A 20980-nucleotide genomic window follows, 5' to 3' on the forward strand; every position below is an offset into this window, starting at 1 on the left:
CCGGGGCGGATGTTCACCCCCGGGCCCGGACTCACAACGCCTGTTCGGCCCAGATGACCTTGCCCGCCGGTGTGTACCGGGTGCCCCAGCGCTCGGAGAGCTGAGCCACCAGGAACAGACCCCGGCCGCCCTCGTCCGTCATCGCCGCGTACCGCAGATGGGGTGAGGTGGTGCTGCCGTCGTACACCTCGCAGATCAGGGTGCGGTCGCGCAACAGCCGTACACGGACGGGGTCGTTGCCGTAGCGGATCGCGTTGGTGACCAGTTCGCTGAGGATGAGTTCGGTGGTGAACGTCAGCTCGTCCAGGCCCCAGTGGGTGAGCTGGCGGGTGACCGAGGCGCGCATGTCGGAGACGGCCGCCGGGTCGGACGGGACGCGCCACTCGGCGATGCGGTCGGCGCCGAGCGCCCGGGTGCGGGCGACGATCAGGGCGATGTCGTCGCTCGGCCGCACCGACAACTCCGAGTCGAGGACGGCCCGGCAGGTGTCCTCGGGCGAGTCGCCGGAGTCGGTGAGCGCGGTGCGCAGCAGTTCCAGGCCGACGTCGATGTCGCGTTCCCTGTCCTCGACCAGGCCGTCCGTGTAGAGGACCAGCCGGCTGCCCTCGGCCAGCTCCAACTCGGCCGTCTCGAAAGGGAGTCCGCCGAGACCGAGCGGGGGACCGGCGGGAACCTCGGGGAACTCGACGGTGCCGTCCGGGCGGATCAGCGCCGGTGGCGGATGGCCGGCGCGGGCGACCGTGCAGCGCAGGGTCACCGGGTCGTAGATCGCGTACAGACAGGTCGCGCCGGTGACCGGGGCCACGCTGTCCTCGGTCGTCTCGTCCTGGTCGATCCGGCCGACCAACTCGTCCAGCAGACCGAGGAGTTCGTCCGGCGGCAGATCCAGCGCGGAGAAGTTGTGGACCGCCGTGCGCAGTCGCCCCATCGTGGCCGCCGCGTGCAGGCCGTGTCCCACGACATCGCCCACGACCAGCGCGACCCGGGCACCGGACAACGGCAGCACGTCGAACCAGTCGCCGCCGACCCCGGACTTCGCGGGGAGATAGCGGTAGGCGACGTCGAGGGCGGTCTGCGCGGGCAGCCTGCGGGGCAGCAGACTGCGCTGGAGGGTCACCGCCATGCCGTGCTCGCGGGTGTAGCGGCGGGAGTTGTCGATGGACACGGCCGCGCGGGCGACCAGCTCCTCCGCGAGGGCCAGCTCCTCCACGTCGAAGGGGTCCGGCTTGTCGGAGCGCCAGAAGTTGACCACGCCGAGGATGAGGGCCCCGGCCCGCAGCGGCACGGTGATCAGCGAGTGGATGCCGTACTCGACGACCTGCGCGGTGCGCTCGGGGTCCTGGGTGAGCCAGCCGGGGGCGTCGCTCAGCCAGGGTTCGACGACGGCCTCGCCGCTGTCGAGACTGCGCGCCTGCGGGGAGGACGCCACGAACTGGATCTGCTTGCCCACCGGATAGAGCGGCGCGTCGTCCCGGACCCCGCTGTACGCCGTGCGCCGCAACTCGGTTCCGGCCTGCGGTTCCTCGCCGCTCAGGACGGCGTCGTAGAGGTCGACCGTGACGAAGTCCGCGAAGCGGGGGACGGCCAGTTCGGCGAGTTCCTCGGCGGTGCGGGTGACGTCCAGGCTGGTGCCGATGCCCACTCCGGCGTCGTAGAGCATGTTGAGGCGTTCGCGGGCCACCTCGGCGCGGCCGGAGAGGGCGCGCAGTTCGGTGGAGTCACGGAGCGTGGTGACGCTGCCGGGCGGGCCGCCCTCCAGGTCGGTGGGGCGCTGGTTGACGGCGAGGAGCCGGCCGCCGACGCGGTGCACCTCGTCCGTCGCGACCCGCGCGGAGGCCAGCAGGGCGGTCATGTCGGCGTCGAGTCCGAGGTCGAGGACCAGGTGTCCCTCGGCGTTCTCGGGCAGGTCGAGCAGATGGCGCGCCTCGTCGTTGGCGAGCAGCAGCCGGCCCTCGCCGCCGACGATGATCACGCCTTCCCGGACGGCGTGCAGCACCGCGTCGTGGTGCTCGTACATCCGGGTCATCTCGTGCGGGCCCAGACCGTGCGTCTGGTGCTGGAGGCGTCTGCTGACCAGGCCCGTGCCCCCGAGGGCGAGGACGAGCGCCACGCCGGCGGCGATCATCAGGAGCGGCAACTGCTGGTCGGCGGCGCCGCCGACGTTCGCCTTCGTCACCCCGGCCGACACCAGGCCGACGACCTTCCCGCCCGTGCCGTGGACCGGAACCACGGCCTGCACCAGCGGCCCGATGGTTCCGGTGATCTCCTCGGTGACGACGTGCCCGGCCAGCGCGGGGGCGATGTCCCCGACGAACTTCTTGCCGATGCGGTCCGGTTTGGGGTGGGTGTAGCGGATCCCGTCGGTGTTCATCACCACGATGAAGTCGACTTTGGACGCCTTGCGCGCGGCCTCGGCGCTCGGCTGCAAAATCGCCGTGGGGTCCGCGCTGCGCAGGGCCGCGACCGTGCCGGGCGCGTTGGCGAATGTCTCGGCGACGGCCACCGACCGGTTGCGGGCCTCCTGCGTGCTGTCGTGCCGCACCTGGAGGACCTGCGCCACCACGGCCGACACGACCAGCAGCAGCACGATCACCACCTGCAGCATGAACACCTGCCCGGCGACGCTGCGGCCGCCCAGCTTCCCGCTCAGCGGGGTCCGCCGGTGTTCGCGCGCCCGACGGGCACGGTCGTACGGGCGCTGCGCGCGCAGACCGTCGTGGCGGTGGGTCGACCGGGCCCCGGGCCGACCCGTCAGGCGGACCATAGGCCCATGTCTACACTGCCCGACCTCAGGAGGCGAGGGGCGTCACGCCCGGTGACAGGCCGGGGCCGAAGCGGGATCAAGGGTGCCTGCCGGGCTTGGCGCGCCGGGCCGCGAGCAGCAGCGCGATGTCGTCGGGGCGGTCGGCCGCGTGCCGGGCCGCCGTGGTAAGCCGGTCGGCGACACCGGCGAGCGAACGCCCGCCCGGCCGCGCGGCGGGCCCGCCCGCTTTCGCCAGGGCGACGCGCAGGGCGGCGATGCCGTCGTCGATGTCGACACCGGGCCGCTCCACCAGACCGTCCGTGTAGAGCGCGAGGATGGAATCGGGCTCCAGGTGGAGCTCCGCGACCGGGTACTGGGCGTGCGGGTCCACCCCGAGCACGACGCCTCCCGGTATGTCCCAGACGCGGGTGCGGCCGTCCGGGGTACGGATCAGCGGCGGCGGATGCCCCGCCCGGGCGACCCGGACCAGCCCGCTCGCCGGGTCGAGCCGGAGATAGCAGCAGCTCGCGAACTGGCCGGGGTCGAGGTCGATGAGGAGATGGTTGGTGCCGCTCATCACCTCGTCGGGCGGCCGGTCGCCGAGCGCGAACGCCCTTACCGCGGTGCGCAGTTGACCCATCGTGGCGGCGGCCTGGACACCGTGCCCCTGGACGTCGCCGATGACCAGGGCGAGTCCGTCTCCGGCCTCGACGACGTCGTACCAGTCACCGCCCACCTCCATGCCCTGGGTGCCCGGCAGATAGCGCCCGGCGGTCTCCACCTGCGGGTGCGAGGAGAGCCGGCGGGGGAGGAGCGCCTGCTGGAGACCGCGGGCGAGGGCGGCCTCGGAGTCGTAGCGCTGGGCCTTCTCCATCGCGTGGGCGATCAGTCCGGCGAGGGCGGTGAGCACCGCGCGCTCCTCGGAGCTGAAGCTGCGGGACCGGTCGAAGCCCAGGATGGCCGAGCCGACCGGACGGCCGGACGCGATCAGCGGCAGGAACGCGCGGGCGCCCACCTCCGCGTCCAGGGGGATGCCCGGGTAGGCGTCCGACAGTTGCTGCATGGAGTCGAAGAAGAGCGGGCGTCCGCTGGTGAGGGTCTCCACCCCGGGCAGCCGGGTGTCGAGCCCGACCCCGTCGAACGGGGCGAGGAAACCCTGCGGGAAGCCGGTCTCCCAGGCCAGGTACAGATGCCGGTCCTGGAGCAGATAGATCGCGAGCCGCCGGCCGCCGAACGCGGGCAGCAGCTCCTTCATGACGACCGCGGACACCTGGCGGGCGGTGACCGCCTCCGTCAGCGCGATGGCGAGCACGATCGGCCGGTACAGCGGGGCCAACGAGGTGACGCCGTTGCCCGCGGCGCCGTCCCCCTCGGGATGCACGGGCACCAGCGGCAGCGGCGGACCCGACACCCGGGACGACGGGGCGACCGTGCAGGTCAGACCGTCCTGGCCGGGATGGACGGCCATCGCGAGCCAGTCGTTCTCGTAAGCCTCCCGCGGCTGTTCCTGCTCCTCCGGTCGCCGGACGTGGAAGTGCACCGGCCCAAGCGACAGCAGGGCGCCGCGCAGTTGGTCCTCGCAGCCGATCTGGTTCAGCCAGGGCACGCCCTCCCACAGCGGGCGGCCCAGCAGCTCCTCGCGCGGCCGGCCCAGGAGCTGGGCGGCGCGTGGATTGGCGTAGGTGACGAGCCCCAGCCGGTCCAGGCAGAAGACACCGTCCGGGAGCAGATCGGCCGCGCTGTCGCCGTTCGACGCGGGGCCGGGGTCGACGACGACACCGCTGACCCGGTACCCGCCGTTCGGCGGGAGCGGTCCCGTGGCGGGCGTCCACAGGTCCAGCAGCCGGACCGAGCCGTCCGCCGCCCGTACCCGCAGGGGAAGCGGCGGCGGCTTCCCGGCGGCCGTGGCCCGCAGCGCCGCCATGACCTGGTACGCGTCGCCCGGCGCCACGACGTCCGCGAGCGCCTGCGCGGTGCCGGCGAACTCCGCGGGCTTCACCCCGAGCAGGGCGTGCAGGGCACTGTCCCCGGTCACGAGGGCGGTCCCGGGATCCCAGGAGAACCGTGCCATACGGCGCTCAGGGCGGTGCGTGGCCGCCGCCTGGACGCACACGGCCTCGCCGTCCCAGGCGACGTACGGACCGTCCTCGTCCTTGTGCTCGACCTCCAGCTCCGCCAGCGCCCTGCCCAGCTCCTCGGCCAGCCGGGTCATCCGGTCCAGGCCGGACAGCACCTCGGTGGCGTCCGAGGCGGAGGGCCGCAGCACGGTCAGCACGCCGTACGTCGTCGACCCGCCGATGACGGGGACGTACAGGGAACCGAACTGGAAGGGGAGGCTGGCCGCGAACTGGGGGTAGCGGCGCATGGTCTCGGTGGCGTTCGGCAGGACCACCTGGACGCCGAGCCGGTAGGCGTCGGCGACGGGGAACTTGCTGTCGGCGTGCAGTCGGCCCCAGGGGCGGAACAGCGGCCCGGGCAGCCCGGCCAGTACGGCGAGCCGCAGCAGTCCGGGCGTGCTCGACCGCAGGTAGACGCCCCCGGAGTGGCCGCCGGCCGCGTCGATCGCCTCCGTCGAGGCGTCGATGAGCAGCTCGGCGAGCCGTCCGGGCGTCCCCTTCTCGCGCTCGGCACTCCCAGTCATTGGGGCTCTACCTCGTCCCTGTGGCGCCGGGTGGGTGACACAGCAAGAATGCGCCAGGACGCGGCCCGGGTCACCTGGGCGGACGGGATGGGCTGGAGAGGCACGGGTATCGCCGGTCCGTCGGTGTCTGATGAAGTGATCAAGAGTGGCTCAAGGGTCGGTGTCGGGTATCGGGTGTCGTACGCCGGGTGCGGTGCGGTGTCATCGGTTGTCTCGTCGGCGGTGTCGTCGGGTGATGACGAAGGCCCCTCGGCGCGGGTGCCGAGGGGCTTCTCGTGGGTCAGACGACGAAGGTACGCGGACGGGTGCGGACGCCGGATCTGCCGCTGGGTCTGCCGATGTCGCGCGGGAGGGTCCTGTTCGCGTGCTGCACGTCTGGCGTGTGCGATACGTCGAGGTCGGCGGTCCCCGCGGGGTCGGGGCGCCCGTGGCCGGTCGTCCGGAGCCCGGCGGACCTGTCGGTCGTCGCCGGGTCACGGTCGTGCGTCGTCCGGCCGGCACGCTCGCGCAGGGCGAGCGTCCTCCCGGCGGACTGAGGTGTGGCCATGGGACTGAGCCCTTTCGGAGCGACGCGATGGGCAGGCGGACAGGACGAGGGAGTTGAGGCCCGACCCGCGTCAACGATCGGTCCTCGACCCATGGCGTTCAGGATGGCGCAAACTACGCCTCGCGCGGGGCGAATTCGATCTGTTGCCCGAGTCGGTAGTGACCGGCCGACCGCCGATTCACCGGCCACACACCGCGGACCAGCGCCCACAGCAGGGCGATCACACCGACCACGGCGGCCGTGTCGTCCGATATGTCCAACGGCCGGTAGGTGTAGTCGAGTTCGTAGGCAGAGAAGCCATCAACATCCTGTCGGCCCAGCAGGCCCAGTACGGCGACCGGTACGGCGGCGGAGCCTCCGGCACGGGAGCCGCGGTGACTCCATCGCCCCCTCGGTGTGACCCGCCACGCGCCGACGCCCCCGCGCGGGAACCCGTACCGACCCCGCCCGTCCCGCCCGCGGCGCGATTGTTAGCCTCGGTCATGGCCAGTTTCCCCCTGCCCCGTCAAGGATCGCGATGAGTACGGTCGCCGCCGCCTCCTTCCCGCTCGGTGCCGGGACCACGCTCGCCGAACTCGCCGAGGACCCGCACGCGCGACTGGCGCGGCTCCGTGAGAGCGAACCCGTGTCGTGGCTGCCCGAGTTGAATGGCTGGCTGGTCACCCGGCGGGACCTCGCGCTGAGCGTGATGCGGGACGCGGCGACCTTCACCGTGGACGACCCGCGCTTCTCCACCGCCCAGGTCGTCGGCCCGAGCATGCTGTCCCTCGACGGCGAACGGCACGCCCGCCACCGCGAGCCCTTCACCGCGCCCTTCCGGCCGCGCGAAGTACGCGACGGCTTCGCCTCGTTCATCGAGCGCGAGACCGACCGGCTGGTCACCGCGCTGCGACCGGCGGGCGCCGGTGAACTGCGACGCGCCTTCGCGGGCCCGCTCGCGGTCGCCGTCGTGACCGAGGCCCTCGGCCTGACCGGTACCACCCCGGACACGGTCCTCACCTGGTACGACGCGATCGTACGGTCGGTCTCGGACATCACGGCCGGCCATGAGGCGGGAGCCGCCGGCACCCAGGCGTACGCGGAGCTGCGCGCCTCCGTCGAGGCCACCGTCGCCGACCGGGGCGGAGCCTCACTCCTCGTTTCCGCCGCCGGACAACTCACCGTGCCCGAAGTGGCCTCCAACGCCGCCGTGTTGATGTTCGGCGGCATCGAGACCACCGAGGCGATGATCACCAACGCGCTGCTGCACCTGCTCCGGCACCCCGACCAACTCGCCCTGGTCCAGGCCGACATGGGCCTGCTGGACGGCGCGATCGAGGAATCGCTGCGCCTCGAACCCGGTGCCGCCGTCGTGGACCGTTACGCCACGAGGGACACCGTCCTCGGCCCGGCCGCGATCCGTGCGGGCGACCTGGTCTCCGTGTCCCTCACCGGCGCCAACCGCGACCCGGCCGTCTTCCCGGACCCCGACCGCTTCGACGTCCGCCGCGAGAACGCACGCCTCCAACTCGCCTTCGCCCACGGCCCGCACTACTGCCTCGCCGCACACCTCGCCCGCCTGGAGACCCGCATCGCCCTCCAGCAGCTCCTCGGCCGCCTTCCGGCCCTGCGCCTCGACCCGGACCACCCGACCGCCCCGCACGGCCTGGTCTTCCGCAAGCCGCCGACGCTGCCCGTGCTGTGGGACGCCGAGACGACCTCGCGCGAGGGGTTGTGATGACGGTCCGTCAGGATCCTTTCAATCACGGCCCACTTGGCGCTCCATGACCTCCACCAGGCGCCCCAGCGCACTCAGCACCTGATCCCGGTCCTCGCCCAGCCCCGCCAACAGCTCCACCTCGGCGGAGAGTTGGCGGGGGAACAGGTCGTCGACGGCCTTGGCCCCGGCCGGCGTGATGGTCACCAGGGCGGCACGCCGGTCCGCCGGGTTCGGCGTACGGGCGATGAAGCCGCGTTTCTCCAGCTTGCCCAGGGCCTTGCTGACACCCGCGCGGGACAGGCCGAGCCATTCGGCGAGCCGGCGGGCGATCACCGGCTCGGTGGCATGTCGCAGGGGGATCAGCATGTCGACCTCGGGGGCGGTGAGCGCGGCGCCCGCGTAGAGGGGCTCGACCGCCCGGTTCAGGAGCCCGGTGGCGTGCTTGAGCAGGCCGATCAACTCCATGGGGGAGGTGTCGAGGCCGGGGTTGTGCTGGGTCCACTGCGCGCGGACGTCGGCGGGGGAAGGCGACATGCGGCTCGTCTTCTCACTTTCCTGGAGCGGGACCGAGTGGATCCGTGGAGGCGTGGACCCGTGGAGGCGTGGATCCACATCCATCATTGTTAACCGGTGAACCATCGGTTACCGTTACGGTCATGGTATCGCCGTCCCCCTCCAGTTCCGCCGACTCGTTGGCCGCCACGCAGGCCACCGCACCGGCCGACTCCACCGACTCCTCGCGGCGTACGGCCGTGGCCCTGGTCGCCGTTCTCGCCGCGCTGACCGCGGTCGCCCCGCTCGCGACCGACATGTACGTCCCCGGTTTCCCCGCGATGGGAGACACGCTCGGGGCGAGCAGCTCGGCCGTACAACTGACGATGACCGCGTTCCTGGCCGGACTCGTCGTCGGCCAGTTGCTGATCGGCCCGCTCAGTGACAGCCTTGGCCGCCGCGGCCTGCTGATGTCGGGAACGGCCGCGTTCACGGTCTTCTCCGTCGCCTGCGCCCTCGCGCCCGACATCGGCCTGCTCACCGGCGCCCGGTTCCTCCAGGGCCTGGCGGGCGCGGCCGGCATGGTGCTGGCCCGCGCCGTGCTGACCGACCGCTTCCACGGGGCCGAACTCCCGCGCTACTTCGCGGTCCTCTCCCAGATCATGGGCGTCGCGCCGGTCGCCGCACCGGTGCTCGGCGGGGCGATCCTCGCCGTGTCGACCTGGCGCGCGGTGTTCGTCGTACTGACCGTGATGGGCGGCCTGTTGCTGCTCGGCGTGGTCCGCAAGGTCCCGGAGACCCTCCCGCCGGAGCGCCGGCACGCCGGCGGGATCACGAACACCTTCCGCGCGATGGGAGCGCTGCTCGGCCGCCGTACGTTCATGGGGTACGTCCTTGTCCTCGCGTTCATCTCGGCGGCACTGTTCGCCTACATCAGCGGCTCCAGCTTCGTCTTCGAGAACCTGCACGGGGTGTCGGCCACGACGTACTCCCTCATCTTCGCGAGCAACGCCGTCGCCATGCTGATCGCCGGCGCGGCCTTCTCCCAACTCGCCGGACGGGTACGGCTGAACAACCTCCTCGTGGCCGCCGTCGTCGTCGCCGCGGTCGGTGCGCTGGCCCAGGTGCTGCTGGTTCTCACCGTGGGGGAGACCCTCGCCGGCACCTGGATCACCCTGTTCGTCACGGCCGGCGGCATCGGCATGGTCTTCCCCTCGACCCTGAGCATCGGCCAGGCCCTCGGCCGCAACGCCCCGGGCGCGGCCTCCGCCCTCCTCGGCGGCCTCCAGTTCCTGTTCGGCGCGCTCGCGGCGCCGCTGGTGGGGGTGTTCGGGGAGGACAGCTCTCTGCCGATGGCGGTGATCATGCTGATCGCCGTGGCGGCGGCGGGAGTCGCGCTGGTGGGACTGGCCAGGCCTTGGGAGGGGCGGGGAGAGCCGACGTCGGCGGCGGAGTAACCGAAGGCCCGCAGAGGGCGAGGGGTAGGCGTAGGCGGGGCAGACCGCGCCGTGCTCCTCCCGGCAGGGACGCGGATCAGCACACCAGGGACCGGCTCAGCGGGCCCGAGCGCAGATGACGGCCGTGGGGTTCGGCGTCCGTCAGCCGGCCGGCGTCGACGACGGGACGGCCGCCCACCACGACGGTCTCCGGCCAGCCGGTGACCGCGATGCCCTCGTACGGCGTGTAGTCCGTGGCCATGTGCAGGGCGGTGCTGCGGACGGTGCGGGTGGCCGTCGGATTCCAGATCGCCAGGTCCGCGTCCGAGCCGGGGGCGATGACTCCCTTGCGGGGGTAGAGGCCGTTGAGCCTGGCCGGGTTGGCGCACATCAACTCGACGAAGCGGCCCAATGGCAGGCCGCCCTTGACCACCAGCTCGCTGAAGATCACCGGCATCCGGGTCTCAACTCCCGGCAGCCCGTTGGGCATGGCGCGTACGTCGTGGCTCACCGACTCCTTCTGGGCCGTGTCGTAGCAGCAGTGGTCGCTGCCGATCGTCGCGACCTGGCCCATGAACAGCCGTGAGCGCAGCCCGGCGACCGTGCCGGAGTCCCGCAACGGAGGGCAGCACACGAAGCGTTCGGGGTGCGGGCCCGCGTACGCCGTGTCGTCCAGGACGAGATGGTGGGCGACGGTCTCGGTGAAGGCGCGCACCCCTCTGCCCCGGGCCCGGGCCACCAGGTCGACCGCCTCGGGTGTCGACTGGTGGACGAAGTACACCGGGGCCGACACCGACTCGGCGATGGCGAGGATCTCGGCGACGGACGCGTTCTCGGCCAACTCCGGGCGTGTACCGGCGTGATGGCCCGCGCTGATCGCTCCGGCCGCCTCGCCGCGCTCCTGCGTGTCCGCGATGATGTGGTCGGCCTCGCAGTGGATGACCACCATCCCGCCCAGGTCCCGCAGCGTGGTCATCACGTTGAGGATGGTCTTCTCGTCGGCCATCGTCTCGCCGCGGTACGTGGTGAACATCTTCACCGTGACGATGCCGTCGGAGGCCAGCGACCGCAACTGTTCCGGCACGGTGTCGTCCCACTCGACGACGCACCCGTGCAGCGCGCTGTCGCACAACCCCTGTGCGGCTTTGGCGCGTTGGGCCGCGGCGACGTCGGCCGGGTTCTCGCCGGGGCGCGGGATGGCGAAGTCCACGATCGTGGTCGTACCGCCGAAGACGGCCGCCGTGGTGGCCTGGCGGTAGTCGTCGAGGGAGGTGAAGTCCCCCGAGGTGAAGCCGACATGACAGTGCGGGTCCACACCGCCGGGCAGCACGAGGCGCCCCGAGGCGTCCAACTCGGTGGTGCCGGGGGCTTGTACGGTGCGGTACGCGCCCGGCTCCACCACTCCGAGCACCTTGCCGCCGCCCACCAGGACGTCTGCGGCGCCCTGCCAGTCGGCGTTGACCACGGTGCCGCCTCGGACGACGAGGTCGACGGGCTGGACGGGCTGGACGGGTTCGATCGATGAGGGGTGGGACATGGCAGACCTCCAGCGAGGACGGGGTGTCAGAGAGTGGCGAGGTAGGCGTGCCAGCCGCCGTGGGCGGTGATGTCGACGACGCCGGGGGCCGTCAGCGCGGAGGCGCGCATCCGCATCGAGAACGAGCCCGAGCCGTCGGCCAGCGCGATCACGCCCAGTTCGAGTTCCGCGGGCTCCTCGGGGAGGAGTCGCTCGCGCAGCACCTCGTAACCGACCTCGTACACCTCGCCGTTGATCGAGGCGCCGCCCTCCGTGACCGGGTGCAGGCCGGGGAACTCGTCGCGTACGGAGAAGAAGCGGTACGCGGGTGCCGTGCGGGCGGGGCCGAGGAGGCGGGCCTCGCTGAGCGCGTGGTTGAGGGTGCCTCCGGACATGGCCTGGCCGTTGACGAACATTCTCAGGGTCATGGGGGAGTGCCTTTCAGGGCGATACGGGAGTGATGGCGTCGTCGTGCAGCAGGCGGCCGGGACCCAGGTCGTCCACCGGGTCGGCCGGTGCCTCCCCGGAGATCTGGCGGGCCAGCGTGTCGCCCCACACCGGGGCGAGGGTGAAGGCGTAGGTGCCGCCCGCGACGAAGAACCCTGGATGGCCCGGGACTTCACCGATCACCGGCATCTCGTCCGGGGTCGCGGCCAGCGGTCCGGCCCACATGCGCAGCAGCCGCAGCTCGCCGAGGAACGGCAGGATGCGCCCGGCCTGCGCGAGGTTGCCGGCCATGCTGGGCACGCTGACCGTGCTGCGGCCCGCCATGTCCAACTCGCCGGCCGGCCAGCCACCGCCGATCAGCAGATTGCCCGCGCTGACCTGCTTGACCGACATGCCCTCACCGATGTGCTGGACCAGATGATGCATGACCGGCGGCACCCGCACGGTCACATGCATCTGGATCGCGACCGGGGACATCTGTATCCCCACCCCCGCGAGCGCGGCGATCTCGGTGATCCACGGCCCGGCCACGTTGACGACCACGGGAGCCGTCCAACTCCGGTCGCCCGACAGCACCTTGTAGTCCTCGCCGACCCGCTGGATGCCGGTCACCGGGGTGAAGGCGTGCACCTCGACGCCCAGGCGGCGCGCAGCGGCCAGATAGGCGGGGGTGATCAGGAGCGGGTTCGCGTAGCCGTCGAGCGGGCACCAACTCGCCGCGCGCACCCGGTCGGAGAGCAGCGGCAGTTCCTTGCGGGCGTCGTCGCCGGTGAGCACCTCGGTGGGGATGCCCGCCCGCCGCTCCCACTCGTGCTTCTCCCTCAACTCCTCTTCCTGTACGGCGGTTTCGGCGACCATGAACCCGCCGCCGCGCCGCAGCTCCACGTCCGCGCCGAGCCGTTCCTCGATCTGCGACCAGTGGTCGGACGCCCGGCGCTGCAACGGCAGCAGACGGGCGCTGTCGACCGGGACCTCCTGGCCCGGGCGGCGGGTGTGGATGGCCTGGATGTGGAGGTTGCCCGCGGTGGTGCCGGAGCCCTCGCGGTTGGGTGCGCCGCGCTCCAACACCACGACCCGGTAACCGCGTTCGGCGAGATGGAAGGCCGCGCTTGCGCCGAGGATGCCGGCGCCGATGACGACGACGTCGGGCTGGTTCACGGGACTTCCCGCCCCTCGACCGTCGCGGCCATGGGCAGCGGCCGTATCGGCATCCGGGCCGCGAAGCACTCCGCCGTGTCCGCACTCCGCCCGGCCAACGCCGCGACGATGTGGCCGCATTCGCGCCCCTGGCAGGGGCCCATGCCGGCGCGGGTGGCGGCCTTGGCGCCGTGCAGGTCGTTCCAGCCGGTCGCGGCGGCCTGCCGGATCTCGCCGGCGCTGACGCCCTCGCAGCGGCAGACCTGGGTGATGTCGGGGAGGTCGGCCGTGGTCGGCAACGGGTAGAGCCGGTCGGCCAGTTCGGCGAAACGGTCCAGGGCGCGGGCCCGGCGGCGGAGGCCGGCCACCCGTACGGGGACGCGTTCGGGTGCCAGGCGGCGCAGGATCGCGAGGGCGGCGAGCTGTCCCCGTACGCCCGCCGCGTGCACCCCCGCGATACCGGCGCAGTCGCCGGCGACGTACAGGCCGTCGACCGAGGTCGCGCCGTCCGCGTCCACGACCGGGAGTTGCTCCGACCCCGTCGGGTCCGCCCGGGTGTCGCAGCCCAGCAGCCGGGGCAGTTCGGTGCTGGGGCGGAAGCCGAAGCCCACGCACAGCGCGTCCGTCTCCAACTGCCGTACCCTGCCGTCCTCTTGGCCGATGTCCACGGCGGTGACCTGGGTGTCGCCGTGCGCGGCCAGCACGCGGGAGCCCTGTTCGACGCGCACACCGTGCCGGGCCAGGGTGAGCAGATAGCGGGCCGCCTCCGCGAGCCGGGCGGGCTGGCGCAGCGCGCCGCCGATCGAGGAGATCCCGGGCCGGTACGGGTGGTTGAGCTCGACCACCGCCTCGATCCGGGCGCCCACCTCCAACAGCGCGCAGGCGACCGGGAGGAGGAACGGGCCGGTACCGGCGAGCACCACCCGTTGGCCCACGGGAACCCGGTCCATGGTGGCCAGATGCAGGGCGAATCCGGGGGTGACCACACCCGGCAACGTCCAGCCGGGGAAGGGCAGGGAGCGTTCGTACGCACCGGTGGCGACGAGTGTGGCCCGGGCGTTGACGCGACCAAGCGCGCCTGTGCGGACGTCGGAGGTGAAGAGAGTGCGACCTGCGTCCTCGGCGCCCCAGACCAGGGTGCCGGTGCGGCAGTCGACTCCGGCGGCCTGTACCTGGCGGATGAGTTCGGTGCCGCGCGGGCGGAAGTCGCCGAAGGCGGCGGTGAGTTGTTCGGCCCGGCGCTTGTAGTACTGACCGCCCAGGGTGTCGGACTCGTCGAGCAGTACGACGCTCAGCCCACCCCGGGCCAGCACCAGTGCCGCGTGCAGTCCCGCAGGGCCGCCGCCGACCACCGCGACATCCGCCTCCGACTCCGCCATGACGTCAGCCATGCGCGGCCGTCGGCAGGGGCTCGGTGTGGGTGCGGATGTCCATGCCGTCGGTGACGTGCGCGGTGCAACTGCGGGAGCCGGGGCGGCCGTTGATGGTCACCTCGCACTCCAGGCAGACGCCCATCCCGCAGAAGGGGCCGCGCAGTTGGCCGTTGACCGGGTTGCGGCGCAGCGGCCAGATGCCGGCCGCGACCAGGGCGGCGGACACGGACTGGCCCGCCCAGGCCCGGCCGGGGGCGCCGTCGATGGTCACGGTGACCGTCCGCGGAAGGGAGTTGGTGCTCATGGCTGTGCTCACAGTGCTCAAGAGGGGTGGGGGGTTCACAGGATGCGGTCCAGGAACTGGCGGGTGCGCGCGTGTTCCGGCGCGGAGAAGAAGAGGTCCGGGGACTTGTCCTCGACCACCGTGCCGTCGGCGATGAACACGACCCGGTCGGCCGCCGCCCGGGCGAAGCCCATCTCATGGCTGACGACGATCATGGTCATGCCCTCCTCGCGGAGCCGGACCATGACGTCCAGGACCTCGCCGACCATCTCCGGGTCCAGCGCCGAGGTGGGCTCGTCGAAGAGCAGCAGTTCCGGGCGCATCGCCAGGGCACGGGCGATGGCCACCCGCTGCTGCTGGCCGCCGGAGAGCTGGGAGGGGTAGGAGCCGGTCTTGTCGGCCAGGCCCACCATGGCCAGCAACTCACGTGCCGCGACGCGTGCTTGGGCCTTGGAGACGCCGTTCACGTGCACCGGGCCGGAGGCCACGTTGTCCAGCGCGGTCATGTTCGGGAACAGGTTGAACTGCTGGAACACCATGCCGGTACGCCGCCGTTGGACGGCGATCCGCCGCTCCCGCAGGGCGCCCTGCTCGCCGTAGCCGATCCGCTCTCCGCAGATGGTGACGGTGCCGGAGTCGGGGGTCTCCAGGTGGTTGAGGGTGCGCAGGAACGTGCTCTTGCCGCCGCCCGAAGGGCCCAGGACGAGGACGACCTCGCCTCGCCGAACGGTCAGGTCGATGCCCTTGAGGACCTCGACTCCGCCGTACGACTTGCGTACCTGGCGCGCTTCGACGACCGTCTCGGTGCTCATCGGATCTCCATTTCGAGTGCCGGTACGGCGGCGCTCTTGATACGGCGGCCACGGCTCGGACCGGTCTGGTGGCCGCGGCCGACCCGGATCTCCAGCCAGCGCTGGACCAGCCCCCACAGGGTGGTCATCGCCAGGTAGTACAGAGCCGCGGCGGTGAGACCCTCCAGGACGCGGAAGTTGGTCTGGACGGCGAACTGGGTGCGGCGCAGCAGCTCTTCGACCGAGATCACCGACACGAGGGTCGTCGTCTTGAGCAGTCCGTTGAAGCTGTTGCCGAGCGGCGGGACCATCACCCGCAGCGCCTGCGGCATGACCACCACCCGGAACACCTTCCAGGGCGGCATGCCCAGCGCGCGGGCGGCCTCGGACTGGCCGCGCGGGACCGACATCACCCCGGCGCGGACGATCTCCGAGAGGTACGCCGCCTCGTTGAGGACCAGGCCGGTCAGGGCCGCGCTGATCACGCCGAGGCGCAGGCCCAGTTGGGGCAACCCCGTGTAGATGATGACCAGTTGGACCAGCAGGGGGGTGCCGCGCATCAGCCACACGTAGAAGCCCGTGACCGCCCGGACCGGTGCGATGCGGGACGCTCGGCCCAGCGCCACGAGCACGGCGAGCGGAAGGGCGAGCGCCATGCTGACCGTGGTCAGCCAGATCGTCGTCCAAGCTCCCTGAACGAGCTGGGGATTGGTGAGGAAGGAGAAGAAGGCATCCCAGGACCACATGGCTCTCGCCCTTCGATCGCTACTTCGCGCTGATCGCGCCGGTGGTCACCTTGAGGTCGCCGGTGTAGGCCGTGACGCCGTACTTCTTGAACAACGTGGCCAAGTACCCGTTGCCACGAAGGGTGTTGAGCGCGGTCGCGACCGCGTCGGCGGGCTTCTGCTTGCCGAAGCCGAGGGCGAGCGGGGCGGGGTTCATGCCCTTGACCGCCGTCTCGAAGCGGCCGTCCTTCTGGTAGTAGCTGGTGACCGCCTCGACGATGGCCACGCCCTCGACCTGGCCCGCTGACAGTGCCTGGTAGGCGTCGGCGGTGGTGGTGAAGGTGCGGACGGTGACCTGCTTCTTGCCGGCCGCCTTGAGTTCCTTGTTGAGCGCGGTGAGGGTGTCGAACTCGTAGCCCGGGGCCTCGACGGCGATGGTCTTGCCGGACAGGTCGTCCTCGGAGGTGATCTTCTTCGGGTTGCCCTTGGCGACGGAGATGGAGACGCCCTGGACCTCGTACGGGACGAGCTTGACGGTCCTGGCGCGCTCCGGTGTGTAGAACATGCCGGTGTCGATCATGTCCCAGCGTCCGGACTGCACGCCGGGGATCTGCGCGTCGAAGGGGATGTTGACGAACTTCGGGGTGAGACAGAGGAGTTCGGCTATCTCGTTGCCGAGGTCCACCCGCATGCCGACGATCTTGTTGGAGGCGTCCAGGTACTGCATGGGCGGCAGGGTCGCGTTGGTCGAGATCGTCAGCGTGCCCGCCTTGACCAGGTCCGACTTGGCAACCTTGGGCGTGCAGCCGGTCGGGGCCGCGGCGGCGGACGACGAGGACGAGTCCTCGTTGCCGCAGGCCGCGACGGTCAGGAGCAGGGCGGCGGAGGAGGCCGCGATGAGAAGTCTGCGCACGGTCGGTTCACCTTTTTCCGGTGCTGGTGGAACAGGGGTGCAGCCCGGCCTCGTCGAGCGCCGCCGACAGGGCGGTCAGCGCGGACGGGTCCTCCAGGGGGAGCAGCGGGGGGCGTACGTGCCCTCCGGGCTGCCCGAGCAGCCGCATGGCGGCTTTGAGCTGCGAGGTGGGTGAGGCGAACCGTGAGCTGTAGTCGTCGTTGACGAGCAGGTTCACAAGCCGTTCGTAGCGTGCCGACCATTCCCGGGCGAGGGCCAAGTCGCCCGCCCAGTAGGCCTCGTAGAAGGGGACGGCGAAGGGGGCGCCGAGGCCGCCGCCGTCGATGTTTCCGGCGCCGCCGAACTCGGCCATGACGGCCATGCCCCGGCGGTGGATGAAGCGGCCGAAGACCTGGACCTTGCCGGCCAGGGCCGCGCAGGTGTCCGCGACCTTCAGCTCGTCGCCGGAGCTGTCCTTGACGGCCACCACGGTGTCGAGTTCGGCGAGCCTGGCCAGGGTGTCGACCGTGATGTCCACGGCGGTGCCGCGCGGCCAGTTGTAGACCATGAGCGGCAGGTCGACCGCCCCGGCGAGCGTGGCGTAGAAGGCGTGGATCTCGTCCTGGCTCGGGTGGACGTAGGGCGGCGGGGTGGTGAGGATGCCGTCGGCGCCGATCGAGCGGGCGTGCTCGCCGTAGCGGGCGGACTCGGCGGCGGTGTACGCGCCGCAGCCGATCACCACCGGTAGCTGTCCGGAGAGTTCCGCGACCGCGATCTCGGCGACCCGGCGGCGCTCCTCGGGGGTCTGGGAGAACCACTCGCCGGTCGTGCCGTTCACCAGGACCCCGTGGACGCCGTGCTCCGCGTACAGCCCGAGCAGTGCGCGCCAGGCGTCCTCGTCGAGGGAGCCGTCGGCGGCGAAGGGGGTGGGTGCGGCCGGCCAGTAGCCGCGCCAGGGAGCGGCGCCGGAAGTGTGCATCGTGTGTGCTCCGATCGAGTGTCCGTCCCGTCAGGACGTCCCGCCAGGACGTCGCCTTGTGGGACCACTCTGTGGGATCGATTGCACAGCACCGTGACATCGGCCGGAGGGGGCGGTCAACCTCGTTCTGGCCGGAAACTGCTGGCGAAACGCATTGTTTACGCCACCGACTCGACCGTGTCTGACATGATGGCGATCACGGCTCGGCGTTTGAGAAGGGCCGTATGGGATCGATTTCATGATCGGGGGTGGGCCGGTGGCCGTCACCTTGGACCAGGTGGCCGAGGCGGCAGGGGTCTCCAAGAGCACGGCCTCGCGGGTGCTCAGCGGCTCCAGCCGGGTCAGCGCACAGACGAAGCGCGCGGTGCAGTCCGCGGCGGAACGCCTCGGCTACCGCCCCAACCGGATCGCCAGCGGACTGCGCACCAGGCGCAGCAACCTCGTCGGGCTGGTGATAACGAACCTGGTGAACGCCTCGTTCCACCGCATCACCGAGGTGCTCCAGCAACGGCTCGACGAACGCGGCTACCAAGTGCTGCTGTGCGTCACCGACTCGGACCCGGCACGCGAACGCCGTTACCTGGACATGCTGTTGGACCATCGCGTCGACGGCCTGATCATCGTGGGCACGGGCGACAACACCGCGACGGTCCGGGAGGTGAGCGCGGCCGGCATCCCCGTGGTCAACCTGATGCGCACGCCCGACAGCGCCCCCGGCGACTCCGTGATGGCCGCCGACCGGGACGGCGCCGAACTGGCCGTCCGCCATCTGCTCGACCTCGGGCACCGGAGCATCGCCTTCATCGGCGGCCCGCCCGGCGTCGACTCCGGACGCGACCGCTACGCGGGATTCACCGCGGCCCTGGCCACCGCCGGACTCGAACCCGACCCCGCCCTGTGCGCGCGAGGTCCGTTCACCGTGCCGTTCGGCGCGGAGGCGGCCATGCGGCTGATGGGCGCGGACAACCGGCCCACCGCGCTGTACAGCGCCAACCACGAAGCGACGTTCGGGGTGCTCGGAGCCCTGGTGCAGCTCGGGGTCCAGGTGCCGGAGCAGCTCTCGCTCGTATGCCACGAAGAGGCCCCCTGGTTTCCCTACTGGCACCCGCCGATCACCGTCGTCGACAACGGAGCCCGCGACCTCGGCGAGCTCGCCGCGGAGCAACTGCTGCGCCGGATCGACAGCCGCCCCGACCACGGCGACCCCGGCGAGGAGGGCGTCGGCCGACTCATCCGCGTCGGCTCCCGGCTGGTCGTACGTGACTCGACCACGGCCCCGCGTCCGCCGGAGTGATGGCGGTTCCCGGTAGGCCGACCTGTCTGCGCGTGGAGGAGGGAGGCGGCCGCGGGGATGCGCAGGGTGTCCGGCCGGAGCGGGGCGGACGGCCGTCCGGTGGGGAAGCCCGGGCGGCAGCAGGTGCCTGGATCCCTACTGGTCGCGGGGCGGGAGAGTGCCGGTCATCCTTTGACCGCGCCGGAGGTGAGTCCCTGGACGATGTAGCGGCTGGCGAAGGCGAAGAGCACCATGGTCGGTGCGATCGTGAGCACCGCGGCCGCCGACATCGAGCCCCAGTCGATGTTGAAGCTGGAGATGAAGCCGTTGAGCGCGGTGGGGACGGTCTTGTTGGAGTCGCTGTTCATGAGGGTGACCGACAGGAAGAGTTCGTTCCAGCAGTTGACGAAGTTGAAGATGAACGCGGCGATGATGCCGGGCTGCATGACCGGCAGCAGTACCCGGAAGAGTGCCCCGAGCCGTGAGCAGCCGTCGATCATGGCGGCCTCCTCCAGCGCGTCCGGCACGTTCTCGAAGAACCCGCGGAGCATCACCGTGCAGAAGGGGATGCAGACCGCGATGTAGACGAGGATCAGCCCGAGCCGGTTGTCGACGAGGTGCAGCGTCGTCATCAGCATGTACAGCGGCCCGAGCGCGATGAACGACGGGATCATCTGGGTGACCAGGGCCGCCATCAGGAGCGCGGACTTGGTCCGGAACTCGAAGCGCGCCAGCACGTACGCCGACAGGAGCGAGATGACGGTCGCCACCCCGCCGGCGACCGTCGCGACGACGAGGCTGTTGGTGAGGTAGACACCGAACTGCGCCTGTTCGAAGAGCCCGGTGTAGTTGGCCAGCGAGAAGTGCTGGGGCCAGTACGCGATCGTGGGACTGAAGATCGTGCCGGGGCTCTTGAACGAGGTGACGGTGATCCAGTAGAGCGGGAAAACCGTGACGAGCAGCCAGCCCGTCAGGAACGTGATGCGCACGGTGCGTCCGGCGGCGGACTCTTTGTTGATCATGACGCCTTTCCGTTCCGCTCCCGGGTGGCCGTGAGGTAGAAGACCGAGAAGACCATGAGCATGGCGACGACGATCAGACCGAGCGCCGAGGCTTTCCCGTAGTCGCCCTGCTGGGTGATGGAGATCATCCAAGTCGTGACGATGTGCGTCTCGTTGGAGGGACCTCCGCCCGTCATGCCGAAGATGATGTCGGGGAAGTTGAAGATCCAGATGACCCGGAGCAGGACCGTCAGCGCCAGCGTCCCGCGGATGGACGGGATGGTGATCTGGAAGAGCGTACGGACCTTCCCGGCGCCGTCGATCGCGCCGGCCTCGTAGATCTCGTCGGGGATCGACTGGAGTGCGGCCAGGATCATGATGGTGAAGAAGGTGACGCCGTACCAGATGTTGGCGATCACGACGGCGGTCATCGCGGTCTTCGGGTCGGCGAGCCACGGGATCGGTGTGTCGATCAAGTGGGCTTTCTCCAGCAGGTCGTTGACGACGCCGAACTCGCTGTTGAACATCCAGCGGAACAGGATGCCGATGAGGAACCCGGAGATCGCCCACGGGAAGAAGATCAGCGCCTGGTAGAGCCCGCGGAAGCGGAAGCGCCGGCGCAGCCACAGGGCGATGGCGAACCCGATGACGAACTGCGGCACGATCGAACCGACCACCCAGACCGCGGTGTTGTCGAGGACCGTGTAGAAGACCGGGTCGGCCAGGATCTCCCGGAAGTTCTTGAGGCCGACCCAGGAGGTGTCGGTGAGGTCGTTGAGGTTCCAGTTGCGGAAGGCCATCTGGCCGCCCGCGACCATCGGGTAGTAGACGAAGATCGCGACGAACACGGCGGCCGGGGCCATGAACGCCGCGATGCTCAGGCCCCGGCGTCCGGTGAAGACCGGCCTGCGCGACCGCGGGGGCGCGGGCGTCGAGGTCTTCGCGGGTGGCGGTGCGACCTGCCGGGGCCCCGCGTCGGTCGTTGTGGGATTCACGTCCGGCCTT

General features: G+C 71.2%; 19 protein-coding genes. 3 read left to right on the top strand and 16 right to left on the bottom strand.

Annotated features, from left to right (window positions below; all coding sequences use genetic code 11):
- Positions 1-31: 31 nt before the first annotated feature.
- From OG223_RS48435 to OG223_RS48450, 4 genes are all read right to left on the bottom strand, one after another.
- The gene (locus OG223_RS48435; protein WP_329263631.1) at positions 32-2764 is read right to left on the bottom strand and encodes a SpoIIE family protein phosphatase; all 2733 of its coding nucleotides are present in this window, start codon (positions 2762-2764) and stop codon (positions 32-34) included.
- Between the two features lie 76 nt (positions 2765-2840).
- Complete coding sequence (locus OG223_RS48440; RefSeq protein WP_329263633.1) at positions 2841-5384, bottom strand: SpoIIE family protein phosphatase; 2544 nt, start codon at positions 5382-5384, stop codon at positions 2841-2843.
- A 280-nt stretch (positions 5385-5664) separates the two neighbouring features.
- Positions 5665-5931, bottom strand: coding sequence for a hypothetical protein (locus OG223_RS48445; RefSeq protein ID WP_329263635.1), 267 nt, complete (start codon positions 5929-5931; stop codon positions 5665-5667).
- Between the two features lie 113 nt (positions 5932-6044).
- Positions 6045-6191, bottom strand: coding sequence for a hypothetical protein (locus OG223_RS48450; protein ID WP_329263637.1), 147 nt, complete (start codon positions 6189-6191; stop codon positions 6045-6047).
- 257 nt (positions 6192-6448) lie between these two features.
- On the opposite strand from OG223_RS48450, the gene OG223_RS48455 reads away from it, so the two are divergent.
- A complete protein-coding gene (locus OG223_RS48455) occupies positions 6449-7648 on the top strand; it encodes a cytochrome P450 (protein ID WP_329263639.1) in 1200 nt (399 codons plus the stop codon).
- Between the two features lie 21 nt (positions 7649-7669).
- Here OG223_RS48455 and OG223_RS48460 read toward each other — a convergent pair whose 3' ends face one another.
- Positions 7670-8164, bottom strand: coding sequence for a MarR family winged helix-turn-helix transcriptional regulator (locus OG223_RS48460; protein WP_329263641.1), 495 nt, complete (start codon positions 8162-8164; stop codon positions 7670-7672).
- A gap of 122 nt (positions 8165-8286) precedes the next feature.
- On the opposite strand from OG223_RS48460, the gene OG223_RS48465 reads away from it, so the two are divergent.
- Entirely contained in the window at positions 8287-9579 is a 1293-nt protein-coding gene (locus tag OG223_RS48465) for a multidrug effflux MFS transporter (protein WP_329263643.1), read from the top strand.
- A gap of 76 nt (positions 9580-9655) precedes the next feature.
- Here the strand turns inward: OG223_RS48465 and hydA are convergent, their stop codons facing one another.
- Genes hydA through OG223_RS48510 form a run of 9 tightly spaced genes read right to left on the bottom strand, consistent with a single transcriptional unit; the run spans position 9656 to position 17701 of the window.
- Positions 9656-11095 carry a dihydropyrimidinase gene (hydA, locus tag OG223_RS48470; protein ID WP_329263645.1) on the bottom strand — a complete coding sequence of 480 codons (1440 nt, stop codon included), beginning with the start codon at positions 11093-11095 and terminating at the stop codon, positions 9656-9658.
- Between the two features lie 26 nt (positions 11096-11121).
- Positions 11122-11502, bottom strand: coding sequence for an allophanate hydrolase-related protein (locus OG223_RS48475; protein ID WP_329263647.1), 381 nt, complete (start codon positions 11500-11502; stop codon positions 11122-11124).
- Positions 11503-11515: 13 nt separating this feature from the next.
- Positions 11516-12679, bottom strand: coding sequence for an NAD(P)/FAD-dependent oxidoreductase (locus OG223_RS48480; RefSeq protein ID WP_329263649.1), 1164 nt, complete (start codon positions 12677-12679; stop codon positions 11516-11518).
- Positions 12676-14037, bottom strand: a complete 1362-nt coding sequence (locus tag OG223_RS48485; protein ID WP_329263650.1) for an FAD-dependent oxidoreductase — start codon at positions 14035-14037, stop codon at positions 12676-12678. The genes OG223_RS48480 and OG223_RS48485 overlap by 4 nt, the downstream gene beginning before the upstream one ends.
- A gap of 4 nt (positions 14038-14041) precedes the next feature.
- Positions 14042-14335 (bottom strand): (2Fe-2S)-binding protein, encoded by a 294-nt coding sequence (locus OG223_RS48490; protein WP_329263651.1) that lies wholly within the window; start codon positions 14333-14335, stop codon positions 14042-14044.
- 35 nt (positions 14336-14370) lie between these two features.
- Positions 14371-15126: an amino acid ABC transporter ATP-binding protein gene (locus OG223_RS48495; protein WP_329263653.1), complete on the bottom strand. Its 756-nt coding sequence runs from the start codon at positions 15124-15126 to the stop codon at positions 14371-14373.
- Complete coding sequence (locus OG223_RS48500; RefSeq protein ID WP_329263654.1) at positions 15123-15851, bottom strand: amino acid ABC transporter permease; 729 nt, start codon at positions 15849-15851, stop codon at positions 15123-15125. The genes OG223_RS48495 and OG223_RS48500 overlap by 4 nt, the downstream gene beginning before the upstream one ends.
- 19 nt (positions 15852-15870) lie before the next feature.
- The gene (locus OG223_RS48505) at positions 15871-16743 is read right to left on the bottom strand and encodes an ABC transporter substrate-binding protein (protein ID WP_329263655.1); all 873 of its coding nucleotides are present in this window, start codon (positions 16741-16743) and stop codon (positions 15871-15873) included.
- Between the two features lie 7 nt (positions 16744-16750).
- On the bottom strand, positions 16751-17701 hold the full coding sequence (locus OG223_RS48510) for a dihydrodipicolinate synthase family protein (protein ID WP_329263657.1): 951 nt from the start codon (positions 17699-17701) through the stop codon (positions 16751-16753).
- 256 nt (positions 17702-17957) lie between these two features.
- Between OG223_RS48510 and OG223_RS48515 the strand changes: the two genes are divergently transcribed.
- Positions 17958-18995: a LacI family DNA-binding transcriptional regulator gene (locus OG223_RS48515; RefSeq protein WP_329263658.1), complete on the top strand. Its 1038-nt coding sequence runs from the start codon at positions 17958-17960 to the stop codon at positions 18993-18995.
- A 164-nt stretch (positions 18996-19159) separates the two neighbouring features.
- Here OG223_RS48515 and OG223_RS48520 read toward each other — a convergent pair whose 3' ends face one another.
- Positions 19160-19996: a carbohydrate ABC transporter permease gene (locus tag OG223_RS48520; RefSeq protein WP_329263660.1), complete on the bottom strand. Its 837-nt coding sequence runs from the start codon at positions 19994-19996 to the stop codon at positions 19160-19162.
- Entirely contained in the window at positions 19993-20970 is a 978-nt protein-coding gene (locus tag OG223_RS48525) for a carbohydrate ABC transporter permease (protein WP_329263662.1), read from the bottom strand. Before OG223_RS48525 ends, OG223_RS48520 begins: the two co-directional genes overlap by 4 nt.
- Positions 20971-20980: the final 10 nt, after the last annotated feature.

The organism is Streptomyces sp. NBC_01478 (genome assembly GCF_036227225.1).
Taxonomy (GTDB): Bacteria; Actinomycetota; Actinomycetes; order Streptomycetales; family Streptomycetaceae; genus Streptomyces.